This is a genomic window from Glycomyces sp. MUSA5-2, assembly GCF_037034145.1.
Classification (GTDB): Bacteria; Actinomycetota; Actinomycetes; order Mycobacteriales; family Micromonosporaceae; genus Glycomyces; species Glycomyces artemisiae.
Genome location: NZ_JBAGKG010000004.1, coordinates 472,074 through 487,532, shown reverse-complemented (window position 1 = coordinate 487,532; position 15,459 = coordinate 472,074). Strand labels below are relative to the sequence as shown.

General features: G+C 71.9%; 14 protein-coding genes. 7 read left to right on the top strand and 7 right to left on the bottom strand.

The annotated features are described in order from the left end of the window. Positions 1-2 precede the first annotated feature (2 nt). Genes WA640_RS15915 through WA640_RS15905 form a run of 3 tightly spaced genes read right to left on the bottom strand, consistent with a single transcriptional unit; the run spans position 3 to position 3,057 of the window. Positions 3-866 carry a carbohydrate ABC transporter permease gene (locus WA640_RS15915; RefSeq protein ID WP_335988859.1) on the bottom strand — a complete coding sequence of 288 codons (864 nt, stop codon included), beginning with the start codon at positions 864-866 and terminating at the stop codon, positions 3-5. Continuing rightward, the gene (locus WA640_RS15910) at positions 863-1,783 is read right to left on the bottom strand and encodes a carbohydrate ABC transporter permease (protein WP_335988858.1); all 921 of its coding nucleotides are present in this window, start codon (positions 1,781-1,783) and stop codon (positions 863-865) included. Before WA640_RS15910 ends, WA640_RS15915 begins: the two co-directional genes overlap by 4 nt. Continuing rightward, positions 1,780-3,057, bottom strand: coding sequence for an extracellular solute-binding protein (locus WA640_RS15905; RefSeq protein ID WP_335988857.1), 1,278 nt, complete (start codon positions 3,055-3,057; stop codon positions 1,780-1,782). The genes WA640_RS15910 and WA640_RS15905 overlap by 4 nt, the downstream gene beginning before the upstream one ends. A 164-nt stretch (positions 3,058-3,221) precedes the next feature. Between WA640_RS15905 and WA640_RS15900 the strand changes: the two genes are divergently transcribed. From WA640_RS15900 to WA640_RS15875, 6 genes are all read left to right on the top strand, one after another. Continuing rightward, on the top strand, positions 3,222-3,941 hold the full coding sequence (locus tag WA640_RS15900; protein WP_335988856.1) for a GntR family transcriptional regulator: 720 nt from the start codon (positions 3,222-3,224) through the stop codon (positions 3,939-3,941). Next, positions 3,938-5,176, top strand: coding sequence for an FAD-binding protein (locus tag WA640_RS15895; RefSeq protein WP_335988855.1), 1,239 nt, complete (start codon positions 3,938-3,940; stop codon positions 5,174-5,176). Before WA640_RS15900 ends, WA640_RS15895 begins: the two co-directional genes overlap by 4 nt. Before the next feature lie 68 nt (positions 5,177-5,244). Beyond that, positions 5,245-5,970 (top strand): GntR family transcriptional regulator, encoded by a 726-nt coding sequence (locus tag WA640_RS15890; RefSeq protein ID WP_219926539.1) that lies wholly within the window; start codon positions 5,245-5,247, stop codon positions 5,968-5,970. Positions 5,971-6,128: 158 nt separating this feature from the next. Beyond that, a complete protein-coding gene (locus tag WA640_RS15885) occupies positions 6,129-7,496 on the top strand; it encodes a hemolysin family protein (RefSeq protein WP_335988854.1) in 1,368 nt (455 codons plus the stop codon). Further along, positions 7,493-8,530, top strand: coding sequence for a hemolysin family protein (locus WA640_RS15880; protein WP_335988852.1), 1,038 nt, complete (start codon positions 7,493-7,495; stop codon positions 8,528-8,530). The genes WA640_RS15885 and WA640_RS15880 overlap by 4 nt, the downstream gene beginning before the upstream one ends. Before the next feature lie 141 nt (positions 8,531-8,671). Continuing rightward, positions 8,672-9,619 (top strand): cation diffusion facilitator family transporter, encoded by a 948-nt coding sequence (locus tag WA640_RS15875; RefSeq protein ID WP_335988851.1) that lies wholly within the window; start codon positions 8,672-8,674, stop codon positions 9,617-9,619. On the opposite strand, the gene WA640_RS15870 is transcribed toward WA640_RS15875, so the two are convergent. Next, positions 9,616-10,551: a M56 family metallopeptidase gene (locus WA640_RS15870; RefSeq protein WP_335988850.1), complete on the bottom strand. Its 936-nt coding sequence runs from the start codon at positions 10,549-10,551 to the stop codon at positions 9,616-9,618. The two genes, WA640_RS15875 and WA640_RS15870, sit on opposite strands and share 4 nt — an antisense overlap. Further along, a complete protein-coding gene (locus tag WA640_RS15865; protein WP_335988849.1) occupies positions 10,548-10,913 on the bottom strand; it encodes a BlaI/MecI/CopY family transcriptional regulator in 366 nt (121 codons plus the stop codon). Before WA640_RS15865 ends, WA640_RS15870 begins: the two co-directional genes overlap by 4 nt. Before the next feature lie 169 nt (positions 10,914-11,082). On the opposite strand from WA640_RS15865, the gene WA640_RS15860 reads away from it, so the two are divergent. After that, positions 11,083-12,126: a polysaccharide lyase family 7 protein gene (locus WA640_RS15860; protein WP_335988848.1), complete on the top strand. Its 1,044-nt coding sequence runs from the start codon at positions 11,083-11,085 to the stop codon at positions 12,124-12,126. A 72-nt stretch (positions 12,127-12,198) separates the two neighbouring features. Here the strand turns inward: WA640_RS15860 and WA640_RS15855 are convergent, their stop codons facing one another. Both WA640_RS15855 and WA640_RS15850 read right to left on the bottom strand, forming a co-directional pair. Next, the gene (locus WA640_RS15855; RefSeq protein WP_335988847.1) at positions 12,199-13,008 is read right to left on the bottom strand and encodes an RICIN domain-containing protein; all 810 of its coding nucleotides are present in this window, start codon (positions 13,006-13,008) and stop codon (positions 12,199-12,201) included. Between the two features lie 22 nt (positions 13,009-13,030). Continuing rightward, positions 13,031-15,424, bottom strand: a complete 2,394-nt coding sequence (locus WA640_RS15850; RefSeq protein ID WP_335988846.1) for a TPR repeat region-containing protein — start codon at positions 15,422-15,424, stop codon at positions 13,031-13,033. Between the last annotated feature and the right edge of the window lie 35 nt (positions 15,425-15,459).

The following is a 15,459-nucleotide window of genomic DNA, read 5'->3' as shown; positions in this document are numbered from 1 at the left end:
GGTCAACCTTTCAGGCCGGTGTTGCTGATGCCCTGGACGATGAATCGCTGGGCGAGGAGGAAGATGAGCAGCGGCGGGGTGATGGCGAGGATCGTGGACGCCATGACCACCCCGTACTCGCTGTCCCCGTAGGCGGATCGGAACGTGATGAGCGCGAGCGGGAGGGTCTGCATCGACGGCGTGGAGGTGGCGATGAGCGGCCACAGGAAGTCGTTCCACGCCGCGAGGAACACGAGGATGCCGAGGGTGGCGAGGCCGGGCCTGATGAGCGGCAGCACGATGTACCGGTAGTTCTGCCAGGCGTTCGCGCCGTCGATCTTCGCGGCCTCGGTCAGCTCCACGGGCAGGTTCGCGATGAACTGCCGCAGCAGCACCACCCCGAACAGGGACACCACGTGCGGGATGATCAAGGCGCCGTACGTGTTCAGCAGGCCGAGCGCGGCGAACTGCTGGAACAGCGGCACGAGGATCACCTCCGTGGGGACGAGCATCATGAGCACGATCGCGGCGAGCACCACCGCGGAGCCGCGGAACGGCAGGCGGGCCAGCGCATACGCCATCATCGAGCACACGACGAGCGCGAGCACTGTCGCCGCGACGGCGACGACGGTGCTGTTGAAGAACGCCACGAACACGTTCACGGCCCGCCCGTCGGGCTGCACGAGCTTCGTCCAGTTCTCGCCGGTCGGATCCGACGGGAGGAACCCGGAGCCGGAGGTGATCCGCTCGGCGTTGAACGAGCCGACGAGGACCCACAGGATCGGCAGGGTCCACGCGAGGGCGAGGACCGCGGCGATGACCGTGCCGATGCGGCGGGCGCGCCGGTCGGGGCTCTTGGATCGCGGGCGCAGGGCGGCGGCGGTCATGAGGCCCTCCTTCGGGTGAGCGCGAGCTGGACGGCGGTGACGACGAGGATGACGAGCGCGAGGGTCCAGCCGATCGCGGCGGCGTAGCCGGTCTGGAAGTCGCGGAACCCGGACTCGTAGAGCATCTGGAGGACGACGCGGGTCGACCCGGCGGGCCCGCCCTGCGTCACCAGGTACACCTGCTCGAAGACCTTGAACGAGTCGATGAGCCGCAGCAGGACCACGAGCATGAGCACCGGCGCGATGGCCGGGAGCGTGATGTGCCGGAACCGCTGCCAGAGGTTGGCGCCGTCGATCTTCGCGGCCTCGTAGAGCTGCGCGGGGATGTCCTGGAGCGCGGCGAGGAGCACCAGCAGCGGGAAGCCGACGCGCCACCACAGGGTGATGAGGACGACCGCGCCCATGGCCTCGCCGGGCGTGGACAGCCACGCCTGCTCGGGCATGCCGATCGCGCCGAGGATCTGGTTGACGTTGCCGCCCAGGGGGTTCAGCGCGGTCTGCCAGATGATGGCGACGGCCGCGCCAGTGAGCAGGTAGGGGGAGATGAACGCGGCGCGGATGGCGCCGCGGCCGCCGAGCCGCTGGTTGAGCAGCATCGCCAGCAGCAGGCCCACCGCGACCAGGACGGGCACGTTGAGGACCACGAACAGGGCCGTGTTCCCGAGGGCCGCATGGAAGTCCGGGTCCGTGATGAGGCTCGCGTAGTTGTCGAGGCCGACGAACCCGCCGGTCCCTTCGGCCATGTTGGTGTCGGTGAGGCTCGTGTAGAAGCCGTTGACGACCGGCACGACCCACAGGAACAGCAGGAGCGCCAGGAACGGCGCGGCGAACAGGATGCCGACGCGCGTGAGCCGCTTGCGCCGCTTGGGGGCCGCCACGGGCGTCGTCTCGGCCTGCGTCTCGATCGCGGCGGTCATCGGGTCGCCCCCTTGATCGCGGCGGTCGCCTGCCGGGCGGCCTCGGACATGAGCGAGAGGTCCTCGTTGCGGTACACGATGGACTGCGTGGCGCTGGTCAGGTACGTGAGCGCCTGGTTCCAGCGCGGCGCGTAGGGGACGAACCGGGCGCGCGGCTGCTCGGCGACGAACGTGCCCATCGCGGCGACGACCGGGTCGTCGCTGGCGGCGATCTCGGCGTCGACGCCGTTGAACGAGGGCGCCTGCGACCCGGCCCAGGTGACCGACCCTTCGCGCACGACCCACTCGATGAACTTCGCGGCCTCGGCCCGCACCCAGTCGTCGTTGCTGCGCTGCACGGGGATGCAGTACACGTGGGAGGTGGCGGCGACGGCGGGCGCGGCGTCGAAGAACGCCGGGACCGGGGCGACCCCGAACTCCTTGCCGTCCTCCTCGTTGGCCTTGACGATGTCGGCGAGGCCCCACGGGCCGATGAAGATCATGCCGACCTGCTCGTCCTGGAACTGCTGCCCCATCTGGACGCCGTCGAGGAGCTGCGAGGGCGCGATGCCGTCCTCGTGGACCCAGCGCCGCTCCATGTCGATCGCCTCCAGGGAGGCGTCGGAGTCGAACGCGGCGGTGCCGTCCTCGGCGACGAGCGTGCCGCCGTTCTGCCAGTTCATGGTCAGCCACGGCATCCACGTGGCGGGCTCGCGGATGAACCCCCAGACGCCGCTCTCCTTGAGCGCCTTGCCGGCCGCGACGAACTCGGCGGCGTCGGCCGGGGGCCGCTCGGGGTCGAGCCCGGCCTCCCTGAACAGCCGCTTGTTGTAGACCATGGCCTGCGGTCCGGTGCTCATGGTGATGCCGAGGCGCCTGCCGTCGGCGACGGCGAGGTCCTGCGTGCCCTCGACGAAGTCGCCTTCGGCGAAGCCGAACGCGGCGAGGTCGAGTTCGTGGAGGAACCGGCGCAGGGGCGGGACCTCGTTGTTGTGGAGCGCCATGATCGCGGGCGGGTTGCCCGCGATGGACGAGGTGACGAGCTTGGTGAGGTAGTCGCCGCCGTACGCGGGCGCGGACATGCGGATCTGCGCGCCCTCGGACTGCTCGTTGTAGCGGTCGACGATGCCTTGCATGACGACGCCGTCGGGTCCCGTGTAGAAGGTGACGAATTCGAGGACGTTCCCGCCGGCGGCGGTGGTGTCGTCGAACGGGGAGCCGCAGGCGGTGAGGAGCGGTCCGGCACTGGCTGCCGCACCCGCTCCGAGGAGTGCTCTTCGGGTTATCTGGACCATTCGGCGCGCCTCCTTGCGCGATCCGGTGCCGCTGTCAGGGGTCGTCGGCTCGGGTTGTGCGAGGGCACCGGTGCCGACTCCGGGAACGCTAACCCAGTGATTGGAGATTGTCAACAATAAATAATCTGCAACTTGGTGGTAGGCTTCCGGGCGAAGGAGGACCCGTGCAACTCACCCCGTTCGACGTCGCAGCCACCACTCCCGCGCTGGCCGCCCTGGTCGCGGACCGGTTGCGGGACATGATCACCCGCGGCGAGCTCGCCCCCGGCGAGCGCCTGAAGGAGACCGATCTCGCCGACGCGCTGCACGTCAGCCGCGGCCCCGTGCGCGAGGCGATCGCCCTGCTCGCCGCCGAAGGGCTCGTGGAGACCCAGCGGTACCGCGGCGCGCGCGTCATCAGCCTCACCGCCCGCGACATCGAGGAGGTCTACTCGCTGCGCCTCGCCATCGAGCGCCTCGCGATGGCCCGCGCCGCCGCCCGCTGCGGCCCCGAGGACCTCGCGGCCCTGGACGACGTCCTCGCCCGCATGAAGGACCTCCCCGCCGACGCCGCGCCCGGCGACGTCGCCGCCCTCGACCTCGAATTCCACGACCTCGTCTACGAGGCCGCCGCCCACGCCCGCCTCGACCGCACCTGGGCGCCCATCCGCAGCCAGGTCGCCGTCTTCCTCAACGCCCGCACCGACGGCGACTACTTCCGCTCCACCAGCCACGCCAAGCACGCGCGGCTGCGCGACGCCCTCGCCTCCGGCGACCCCGCCGCCGCGGTCGCCGCCATCGACGACCACATCGGCTGGGTGCTCCTGCGCCTCGCCCCCTCCCACATCGACGAGACCCCCGAAGACAAGACCACCGAAGACAACACCTCTGAAGGACCTGCATGAACACCAACTGGGCCGGGAACATCCGCTTCTCCACCGACCAGACCGCCCGCCCCCGCACCGTGGCCGAACTCCAGGAGACCGTCGCCGCCGCCCGCCGCATCCGCGCCGTCGGCACCGGCCACTCCTTCAACGACATCGCCGACTCCAAGGGCCTCATGGTCTCCGTCGCCGACCTCCCCGCGCACGTCGACGTCGCGCCCGACCGCCGCACCGCCGCCGTCCCCGCCGGAGCCCCTTTCGCACACGTCGCCCGCGCCCTCCACGCCGAAGGACTCGCCCTCGGCAACACCGGGTCCCTCCCGCACATCTCCGTCGGCGGCGCCGTCGCCACCGGCACCCACGGCTCCGGCGACCGCAACCCCGCCTTCTCCGGGTACGTCGCCGCGATCGAATACGTGCGCGCCGACGGCGAACTCCTCACCCTCAGCCGCGGCGACGACGCCTTCGACGGCTCCGTCGTGGCCCTCGGCGCGCTCGGCATCGCCGTCCGCCTCCACCTCGACGTCCGCCCCGCATTCGACCTGCGCCAGGACCTCTTCCTCGACGCCCCATGGGAACCGGTTCTCAACAACTTCGACGCAATCACCGCGGGCGCCTACTCCGCGAGCCTCTTCATCCAGGACTGGGCCGCCCCCGCCCTCACCCAGATCCTCCTCAAGACCACCGGCACCGCCCGCCCCGACCTCCCCGTGCCCGCCCGCTACTCCACCGCCCGCGCCGTCTCGCCCGTCGCCGGAGCCGACGACGACACCGTCACCCGCCAAGGCGGCGCCCGGGGCCCCTGGCACGAGCGCCTCCCGCACTTCCGCCACGACGCCGCCCCCTCCAACGCCGGAGACGAACTCCAGTCCGAGTACTTCATCGACCGCGCCCACGCCCCCGCCGCCCTCGACGCCCTCCGCACCTACGCCGACGCGATCAACCCCGCGCTCCTCGTCTCCGAGATCCGCACCCTCGCCGCCGACGGCCTCTGGCTCAGCGGCGCCTACAAACGCGACACCGCCGCCGTCCACTTCACCTGGAAACCCCACATGGACGCCGTCCGCACCGCCCTCACCGCAGTCGAGCACGCCCTCGCCCCCTACGACCCCCGCCCCCACTGGGGCAAGCTCGCCGCCGACCCCGACCGCCTCGCCCGCTTCCCCCGCGGCCGCGCCTTCCGCGAACTCGCCGACCACGCCGACCCCACCGGCAAGTTCCGCGGCCCCTTCCTCGACCGGGTGCTCGGGGCCTGAAGCGCCCCACCGGCATACACTGGACCACCGGGCCGGCAGGCGGCCCGGGCACAGGAGAGGAGACCGACGTGGCGGCACCGGACCTCATGGGCGCGCCCGCGATGCCCCCCGCCCTGTCCACGCTCGTCGCCGACCGCCTCCGCGAGATGATCACCCGCGGCCTCCTCGCCCCCGGCGAGCGCCTCAAGGAAGCCGAACTCGCCGACTCCATGGCCGTCAGCCGCGGCCCCGTCCGCGAAGCGATCTCCATCCTCGAACGCGACGGCCTCATCGAGACCCTCCGCCACCGCGGCGCCCGCGTCATCACCCTCACCTTCGACGACATCGAAGAGGTCTACTCCCTCCGCCTCGCCATCGAACGCCTCGCCATGGAGCGCTGCGCCGCCCGCGCCACCCCCGAGACCCTCGCCCGCATGGACGACGTCATCGCCCGCATGAAGGCCCTCGCCCCCGACGACGACCACGTCGCCCTCGACCTCGAATTCCACGACCTCGTCTACGCCGCCGCCGACCACACCCGCCTCCAGCGCACCTGGAACCTCCTGCGCAGCCAGGTCTCCATGTTCCTCAACGCCCGCCTCGACCGCGACCACTTCCGCGCCTCCGCCTGGAGCGAGCACGCCGAACTCCGCGACATCCTCGCCGAAGGCGACCCCGCGGCCGCCGTCGCCGCCGTCGAACGCCACATCGGCTGGACCCTCCGCCGCATCCGCGAGACCCGCGGCGCCGACCCCGACACCCCCGCCACCGGCCCGCTCTCCGGACCCGGACCCCAGGGCAAGACCGGCCTCTGACCGCCCGCGACACGGAATGTGATCCGGGCGCCCGCACCCTGCGAACACCGCCGAAGGACCGCTATCCTCGTGCGCATGGACGATTCACCCAGTCATAAACCCTGGCTCACCTCGGGGCGGCCGCTGCCGATTCCCGCCACGTCGCAGCGAGGTGAGCGTTGAGCACGGAAGTCTGGGGCATCCTCGCGGGTGTCATCCTGACCGTCGGCACCGGCCTCTTCGTGGCCTCCGAATTCGCCCTCGTCAACCTCGACCGGCCCGAACTCGAACGCCGCCGCTCCCAAGGGGAGAAGGGCCTCGGCCCGAGCATCAAGGCGCTGAGAGTCACCTCCACCCACCTGTCGAGCGCCCAGCTCGGCATCACCCTCACCACCCTCCTCGCCGGGTACACCTTCGAACCGGCGATCTCCTCGCTCCTGCGCGAACCGCTCCTCGGCCTCGGCGTCACCGAGAGCGCCGTCTCCGGTGTCGGCGCCGTCGTCTCGATCGTCGTCGCCACGCTGTTCTCGATGATCCTCGGCGAACTGGTCCCCAAGAACTTCGCGCTGGCGGTCCCGCTGGCGACCGCGAAGCTCGTGGTGCCCTTCCAGATCGGGTTCACCGCGGTCTTCAAGCCGCTGGTGCTGCTGTTCAACGGCACCGCGAACCGCACGATCCGCGCGATGGGCATCGAGCCCAAAGAGGAGCTGTCGGGGGCGCGCAGCGCCGAGGAGCTGAGCTTCCTCATCCGCCGCTCCGCCACCGAAGGCGCGCTCGACCGCGACGAGGCCGCGATGCTCCACCGCACGCTCACCTTCTCCAGCCACACCGCCGGAGAGGTCATGACCCCGCGCGTCAACGCGGTCACCTTGGAGCGCACGGCCACCGCCGCCGACGTCATCGCCGAGGCGGCCCGGACCGGGCACTCCCGGTTCCCCGTCCTGGGGGAGGACGTCGACGACGTCATCGGCGTCGCGCACGTCAAGACCGCGTACGGCGTCGAGTTCGACCGGCGCGCAACCGTTGCCGTCACCGACCTCATGTCCGAGCCGCTCAAGGTCCCCGAGACCGCGGGCGTCGGCTCGCTCCTGGGGACGCTGCGCGGCCGCGGCTTCCAGATCGCCGTGGTCGTCGACGAGTACGGCGGCACCGCCGGGATCGTCACCCTCGAAGACCTCGTGGAGGAGCTCCTCGGCGAGGTCCACGACGAGCACGACCGGCGCCGGGCCGACATCGTCAAGCACGCCGACTCCGTCGTCGTCTCCGGGTCGCTGCGGCCCGATGAGCTCTGGGAGCGCGCCGGAATCCGCATCCCCGAAGGGGAGGACTACGAGACCGTCGCGGGCTACGTCCTCGACGCGCTGGAGCGCATCCCCGCGCTCGGCGAGGAGATCCGCCTCGAACGCGGCCTCCTTCGCGTGGACCGGCTCACCGGCTCCCGCATCGACCGCCTCCGCTACCTGCCCGACGACCCGGCCACCGACCCGGCCTTCGGCGGCACGCGCGAGCGCATCCTGGAAACCTTCGAGCAGGAGGCCGACCGATGAGCGAGTACGTGCCCGGACTGGTCTGGCTGGTGGTCCTGCTGGTCGCCAACGCGTTCTTCGTGGGCGCGGAGTTCGCCGTCATCTCGGCCCGCCGCTCCCAGATCGAGCCGCGCGCCGCCGCGGGAAGCCGCGCGGCGAAGACGACCCTGTGGGCCATGGAGCACGCGACGCTCATGCTGGCGACGAGCCAGCTCGGCATCACCGTGTGCTCCCTGGTGATCCTGAACGTCTCCGAACCGGCGATCCACCACCTGCTCGAATACCCGCTCGGCTGGACCGGGCTCACGCCCGCGATGGTCAGCGGGATCGCGTTCGCGGTGGCGCTGCTGGCCGTGACGTTCCTCCACGTGGTCTTCGGCGAGATGATCCCGAAGAACATCGCGTTCTCCGTGCCCGACCGCGCCGCGCTCATCCTCGCGCCGCCGCTCGTGCTCGTCTCGCGGATCGTGCGCCCGCTCATCTGGGCGCTGAACGCGATCGCGAACGGCGTGCTGCGGCTGTTCCGCATCGAGCCGAAGGACGAGGCCCAGAGCGCCTACACCATCGACGAGGTCGCGACCATCGTCGAGGAGTCGCAGCGCGAGGGCACCCTCGTCGACGACTCCGGGACGCTCGCGGCCGCGTTCGAGTTCACCGAGAAGACGGTGGCCGACGTGGAGGTCCCGCTCGCCGACCTGGTGCTCCTGCCCGCGGGCGCGACCCCGCGCCAGGTCCAGGAGGCGGTCTCCGACAGCGGGTACTCCCGCTACGTCCTGGAGAACGGCGGCACGCCGCACTCCTACCTGCACCTCAAGGACGTGCTGGACCTCACCGGCCCGGCCGACCTCGACGCGCCGATCCCCGCCGACCGCTTCCGGGACCTCCCCGCGGTCGACGCCGCGGCCGAGCTGGAGGACGCGCTCGCGCAGATCCGCTCCCAGAACGCCCACGTCGCCCGCGTCGCGGACGCCTCCGGCGCCGTCACCGGCGTGCTCTTCCTCGAAGACATCATCGAAGAGCTCATCGGCGAAGTGCAGGACGCCGCCAGCGCCTGAGTCCCCGACCGGCCGCGCGGTCCGCCGCGCGGCCGGTCTCACAGATTCCCGTTCCGCTTGACTTCCCGCCGGGGACCGCGTAGCGTCGGCCATATACATGCAAGCATTGCAATATGACATTGATTTTGAAAGCGAGTTTCAATGGGCCACGGACACGACCACGGTGCAGCCGCTCACGCGGGCGGACGCCACGCCTGGCGGCTGCGGGCCGCGCTCGCGCTGATCGGCGTCTTCTTCGTGGTCGAACTCGTCTTCGGTCTGCTCTCCGGTTCCCTGTCGCTGCTCTCCGACGCCGGGCACATGGCCGCCGACGTCACCACCCTCACCGCCGCGCTGGTCGCCACCCGCCTCGCCGTGCGCCCCGACACGACCGGCCGCCGCTCCTACGGCTCCTACCGCGCCGAGATGTTCGCCTCCGCGTTCGCGGTCCTCGTCATGCTCGGCGTGGCCGTCTACATCGTCGCTGAGGCGATCGGCCGCATCGGCGAGTCCCCCGAGATCCAGGTCGGCCCGATGCTGGTGGTCGGCGCGCTCGGCCTGGCCGTGAACATCGCCGCGATGGCCCTCCTGCGCGCGGGCGCGGGGGAGAGCCTCAACGTCAAGGGCGCCTACCTCGAAGTCATGGCCGACACGGCCGGGTCGGTCGGCGTCATCGTCGCGGGCGTCCTCGTCGCGACCACCGGCCAGGCCGTGTGGGACACCGGTGTGGCCCTTGCGATCGGCGTGTTCGTCGTGGCCCGCGCGCTGCCCCTGGGCCGCCAGGTGCTCGCGATCCTCGCCCAGCACGCCCCGCCCGGGATCGAACCGGCGCGGGTCGCCGGGTCGCTCGCCGGGATCGACGGCGTGCGCGAGGTCCACGACGTGCACGTCTGGACCCTCACCTCCGGGATGCACGTCGGCACCGCGCACCTGGTCACCGAGCCGGGCGCCGACGGCCACGCCGTCCTCGACCGCGCCCAGGACCTTCTACGCGAGGACTGGGGCATCGACCACCCCACGGTCCAGGTCGAACCGGCCGCCCACGCCGGGTGCGACGAACCGGGCCGCTGCCCGGTCCCCAATGAGGTCGCGGCCCCCAAGGAGCGCTAGCAGCAGGCGATGCCCACTGCGGCCGCGACCGGCGCGGCCATGATCAGGAGCGGCGCCGCGAGCGCCGCGAGGTTCCCGCCGAGGATCGTCCCGACCCCGGCGGGGCCGGGTCCGCTCCGCTCGCCGAGGAGCCGTTCGATCCTTGCGACGGTGTCGCCGCCGCTCGCGGCCATCGCCCGCGGCGGCACCTGCGCCGCGGCCACATGGAGGAGGCTCGCGGCGAGCGTGCGCCGCCCGGCCGCCCGCGCGGCGGTGTCGTCGGCGGCCATCTCCACCAGGTGCGCAACGTGATCCGGGAGTTTCGCGAACAGCGGCACGGCCCGGAACGCCCGGCCCGCCGCCTCGGCGACGAGCGCGATCAGGTGGTGTCGCCCCGCCAGGTGCGCCCGCTCGTGCGCCACGACGGCCCGCAGCTGCGCCCGGTCCAGGAGCGCGACGGCCCCTGACGTGAGCGCGATGAGGCCCCCGCGGCCGGGCAGGCAGAACGCCGCGACCCGCGCGTCGTCGACCACGCTCGCCCCGGACGCCCGCTCCACGGGGCAGCCGGACAGCATGCGCCGCAACCGGTCCCGCTCCCGCCCGGCCTCCCGCGCCACTGCCGCGAGCGTCCCGAGCGCCCGCGCGGGCACCCCGAACACGAGCACGACCGCGATGGCGCCCAGCGCGATCGCACCGAACGTCCCGTAGTGCTCCCGCAGCTCCGTGAGGCAGTGCCACGCGAGGCCCCGCGGGCCGCCGTCGTGGACCTCCAAGGGCACCACCAGGACCGCGCCCGCGAGCACGACCGCCAGAAGCCACGAACCCGCGAGCGCGAACCACGACGCGATCGCCAGCCGCGGCAGCGACGAGACCCACCGGGCCCGCTCCAGCACGCGCGGCCCGAACCAGCCGAGCACGGCCGCATAGGAGAGGAGGAGTCCGGCGGCGATCACGACGGCCGCCCTTCGGCCTCGTCCATCAGGGCCTTGAGCTGCGCCAGCTCCTCCGGCGAGATCTTCCCGATGAACCGCAGCAGCGTCGCGCCGCGGTCGGCCGAGGACTCCAGGACCGACGCCATGGCCTCGGCGTCGAAGTCCTCCCGGGCGAGCGCCGGGCGGTACGCCCAGGCGCGGCCGACGCGCATCCGCGTCACGATGTCCTTGCGGTGCAGGTTGTCCAGCACGGTCATCACGGTCGTGTAGGCCGGTTCGGGCTCCCGTTCGAGGGCCTCCAGGACCCCGCGCACGGTCACCGCCTCCGCGGCGCCCCACAGCACCGCCATGATCGCCGCCTCCAGCTCGCCGAGCCGCCGCATCCGCGCCCCCAAATCGTTCCGTGAGCGCCCATCGTAGTTGCCGCGCTGCGTCGTTCACCCGCCCGTCGCTTCGCGGGACCGGTCCCGCCGGGTCCGGGTTACACCTGGGCCGATCCCCGCACCTCTCCGGATCCCCGAGCCCACTGCGACTTTCAAGGATTGCGACACGATGGACGACCAACCGCGCAAGGGTCCGCGCCACGCCACGCCCCCCGAGGACCTCCCCACCCGAATGCGGACCCATTTCGACCGGGTCCGGGACTCCTTCGGCGAGAACCGGTCCATGGCCGGCGTCTCGGCCGCAGCCGCTCTCGTCCTCATCGTCGCCGTGACCTGGGCGGTCGTCTCCGCCGGGGACAGCGGCGCCGACGAGACCGACGAGGCCGGGGCCGAGACCGAGACGACGTCCCCCGAGCCCGACCCGTCCGTGTCCGTCTCCGTGAGCCCCTCGCCCTCGCCGACCCCGGTGTACGTCCCGGGCGACGACGGGGACGACGGCGCCGACGCGGAGGACGGCGGCGGCAGCGGGGCCAGCAGCGGCGGTGACGCCGAACTCCCCTCCGAGGTCTTCGACCTCGCGAACTGGAAGGTGACCCTGCCGATCGGCGACGACGGCGACCCGACCGAGATCGTCCAGCCCGAGCTCGACGGCTTCTCGGACGACGAGTACTTCACCGTCGCCGACTCCGGCGACGCGATCCGCTTCCGCACGCCCGTCAACGGCGTCACCACCGAGAACTCCAGCTACCCGCGCTCGGAGCTGCGCGAGATGGAGCCGGGCGGCGGCGACGAGATCGAATGGGACGCGGGCTCGGGGGAGCACGTGCTCACCGTGACCGCGGCGTTCACGCACCTGCCCGCGGAGAAGTCGGAGGTCGTGGGCGCCCAGATCCACGGCGGCGACGACGACGTCACCGCGCTCCGCCTGGAAGGGTCCGAGCTGTGGCTCACCGACGGCGACGAGACGAACTTCCACCTCGTCACCGACTCGTACGAGCTGGGCACCGTCTTCGAGTTCTCGTACGTGGTGAGCGACGGCGAGATCGCCGTGTACTACGACGGCGAGCTCCAGACGACCCTCGACTACGACGGCTCCGGCAACTACTTCAAGGCCGGGGCCTACACGCAGGCGAACTGCGAGAACTCGTCGCCGTGCAGCGACGACAACTACGGCGAGGTCGTCATGTACGACCTCGCCGTCTCGCATTCCTGACAGGGGAGGCGGGCCGCGGCGGGCACGGGCCTGTAACCGCCGCGGCTCCTCCCGGAGCCCAAGGGCCCCAGGTCAATCGGGGGACAGGGTCCACCTCTGGGACGGGTCCGACGCGTCGCACTCCTGGATCGCGACCGCGTCGCCCGCCTCCGAAGAGGAGTCCTTGAGGACCCCCAGGCACATGCCGCTCGCCTCGGTCCGGATCGCGTACCCGCCTCCGGCCGCTTCGAGCCGCCACAGCTGCGTCGCCGCGTACTCGCACCCCGCGAACCCCACGAGCAGCCCGTTCTCGTCCCCGCCGTAGTCGACGGTCATGCACGGCGTCGTGTCGTCGAAGTCCATCTCCACCTGGAACACGCCCTCGTCCTGCTCGTCCCACGACAGCTCCGGGTACGGGTCGCCGCAGTCCCCGAGCACGAGCACATGGCGCCCCTCGTCGTTCCCCGGCTCCTCGCCCCAGTCCAGGCACAGCCCGCTGGCCTCCTGCCGCACGGTGTACCGCCCGTCCTCGGGAAACCCTTCGCGCGCTTCGGCTTCCGCCTCCGGCGACGCGGACTCCTCCTCGGCCGGTTCATCGGGGTCGACCGGAATGTAGACCGGCGAAGGCGACGGTGACGGCGAGACGGTCACGACCACCGACGGACTCGGCTCCGGTTCGGGTTCCGGCGAGGAAGGCGGCGCCGAAGCGGCTTCTTCCGCGACCGCCTCGCCACCGTCCCCACCCGAGGTCAGCACCGCCCACCCCACCGCGACGCCCAGCACCAGCGCGCACCCCGCAGCAGTCCCGGCCACCGACGGACTCGCCCCGAGCGAGTCCTTGGCCCGCCCGAGCAACTCCCGCACCCGGCCCGGGAAGTCGCCCTGCGGCGCAGCGGGTCGCATCAGCGCAGCCTCCGGATCACGGTCAGCCCTTGCGGTGGTCGTGGACGTCTTGCAGGTATTTCCAGATCCTGTCCTGGGTCACCTGATCGAACTGCCTGCGGAAGTGCATGGTCGCGTCCCGGTAGTCCAGGTCGTCGGGGTGCGCGGGATGCAGGAGCCGGTGCGTCGTCTCCAACTGCGGCCCGTTGGCGCCGTCGACGACGAGCCTCGGATCGGCCCCTTGGAGCCCGTCGAGCGTGACCCCGGACCCGTCGGTCATGAGCGCGTGATCGACGATCGCGTGGTAGACGCCGAAGTCGAACTCCTCCTTGCTGTTGTCCCAGATCGCCCCGAGGTCTCCCGCCTTCGGGGCGGTGCCCTTCTCCCAGATGAAGTCGTAGGACTGCGCGACGCCGGGCGTCCATTTGAAGCTCTCGGTGAGCTGACGGGCGAGGATGTTGAGTGCGCGGCTCGCGCCCTTGACGACGGGCAGGTCCATGACGACCTCCTTGGCCGCCGCGGCGCCCGCCCGGGCCCAGTTCGCGTGCTGCGTGGCCTCGGTGGTCGCCAGGTCGCCGTCCATGTTGGCGTCCTCGAAGACCTTGGCGAAGCCGGTGTCGAGCAGGCTCATGAGCTTGCCCGATTCGGCGGCCTGCCGCAGTGCGGCGGCGTCGTCGGGGAACAGCGCCGGGTCGGAGAGCCGGGACGCCTCGGCGATCACGTGCTCGTACGCCTTCTGGCCGAACTCCTCCCGGGCCTGGTCGCCCGCCATGATCAGTTCGACGAAGTCCTCGCGCGTCTGCTGGCCCAGATACATCGGAGTGTCCTCGTCCCACAGCGACAACCGGCTCGGCCCGCCGCTGTCGACCTCGCTGAAGAAGTCCAAGTACGGCACCGCGGTCTTCGCCATCGACAGCGCGATCGCGGGGTTCGCCGCCCCGATCGGCGCCGCCTCGAACTTGCCGATCTGCCCGTAGGAGTCCGTGAAGAACTCGTAGGCCGACTGGTCCCAGTGCGGCGCGGCGCTGCGGTCGGTCATGGTCGTGAACAGCCCGAACGCGGCCGCGTCGGCCTGCTTGCGCACGTCGGAGTCCTGGCTCAGCGCGTCCTCGCCGATCCAGTCGACCAGCCGGGCGGCCGTCGCGCCGTCGTCGGCCCACTGGTGCCCGAAGACGCCGCGCAGCACGAACTCGTCGGTGCGGTCGCCGTAGACCGGGGTCTGGATCGCCCCGCTGAGAAGGCCCGCGTTCGCCTCGGTGTTGCGGGTGCTCGCGTCGAGGAGGGTCGTCGCGTTCAGGTCGCCCGGGTCGAAGGCGTTGCCGACGGTGCCCGCGACCTCCAGGGTCAATGCTGCGGACAGCTCGCGGCCCGCCTGCATGTCGTCGAGGCCGTTCTCGTTGGCGGCGCGGATCATCGGGGCGAGGTCGGCGAGGTTCTCGAACGTGGCCGGGGGCTTCTCGGCCGGATTGACCCCGAAGTGGTAGTCGACCAGGTTCCGCAGGCTCGGCGGCAGGAACGCGGAGCCGAGGCCGACCCGCTTGTCCGACAGCGCGAGCAGGCCGCCGCCGACCGCGGCGAGCACCGCCGACTGCTGGCCTGCGCCGAGGTCGGTGTACGACACCAGCTCGGGCAGGTTGTACAGCGGTTCCTGTTGCAGTGCCGGCGCATTCGGTCCGACCGTGCCCATCACGCCGTAGAAGCCGCTGAGGAAGTCCCGCTCGCCCGCCGACAGCATCCCGCCCGCGGCCTGGAGGTCCCGGGCCTTCGCGGCGATGTCCTGCAAGGTCTGCATGCGCTGGAGCAGCGGCGCCGGGACCGTTCCGTTGGCGAGGGCTTCGCGCAGGTCGCGGGCGAGCGCCTCGCCGCCGGAGGCGTCCATGGGGATGAGGGCGGGGTCGCCGGAGAGGTTGTAGGCCATCCAGGACGGGCCGGTGGCGGCGGCCAGGGCCTGGAGGTTCGCCGGGGTCGGGCCGCCCGCGAGGCTCGATCCGGCCTCCTTCGCGCGGTCGAGGAGGAGGTTGTGGGCCGCCGTCGCGGCGGCGTTCACCTCCTGGAGCTTGGCGACGCCGGCCGCCTCGATCACCGGCTCGGGTTCCCCGGCCTTGCCGAACTGGGCGGCGACGGCCGCGGCCCAGTCGGCTGTGAGGCGCTCGATCTCGGCGTTGAACTCGCGCACGTGCCCGGCCCACTGGCCGGTGATCGTGGACCCGTACACGGCCGCCTGCATGGCGCCGCGGCTGGCGTCGAGCGACAGCCCGCCCTCGCGCATGAGCGGCGCGGCCACGAGCTCGCTGAACTCGACTGCGGTGCTGGTCATCTCGCCGAGGATCTCGGTCCCGCGGCCGATGATGCGGGTGCTGCTGGCCTGGAGGAACTCGGCTTCGGCGTCCAGCGCGGCCGGGTTCGCCTTCGTGGTCGGGGGGACGAAGCTGCTCACGTCAGGAATCGGGGGCATGGGGGTCCTCTTCCCGG

Excerpts from the sequence above, each read along its gene's own strand:
- WA640_RS15895 (WP_335988855.1), top strand. The coding sequence starts at position 3,938 with ATGAACACCAACTGGGCCGGGAACATCCGCTTCTCCACCGACCAGACC.
- WA640_RS15855 (WP_335988847.1), bottom strand. The coding sequence starts at position 13,008 with ATGCGACCCGCTGCGCCGCAGGGCGACTTCCCGGGCCGGGTGCGGGAG.
- WA640_RS15905 (WP_335988857.1), bottom strand. The coding sequence starts at position 3,057 with ATGGTCCAGATAACCCGAAGAGCACTCCTCGGAGCGGGTGCGGCAGCC.
- WA640_RS15880 (WP_335988852.1), top strand. The coding sequence starts at position 7,493 with ATGAGCGAGTACGTGCCCGGACTGGTCTGGCTGGTGGTCCTGCTGGTC.
- WA640_RS15910 (WP_335988858.1), bottom strand. The coding sequence starts at position 1,783 with ATGACCGCCGCGATCGAGACGCAGGCCGAGACGACGCCCGTGGCGGCC.
- WA640_RS15915 (WP_335988859.1), bottom strand. The coding sequence starts at position 866 with ATGACCGCCGCCGCCCTGCGCCCGCGATCCAAGAGCCCCGACCGGCGC.
- WA640_RS15865 (WP_335988849.1), bottom strand. The coding sequence starts at position 10,913 with ATGCGGCGGCTCGGCGAGCTGGAGGCGGCGATCATGGCGGTGCTGTGG.
- WA640_RS15860 (WP_335988848.1), top strand. The coding sequence starts at position 11,083 with ATGGACGACCAACCGCGCAAGGGTCCGCGCCACGCCACGCCCCCCGAG.
- WA640_RS15875 (WP_335988851.1), top strand. The coding sequence starts at position 8,672 with ATGGGCCACGGACACGACCACGGTGCAGCCGCTCACGCGGGCGGACGC.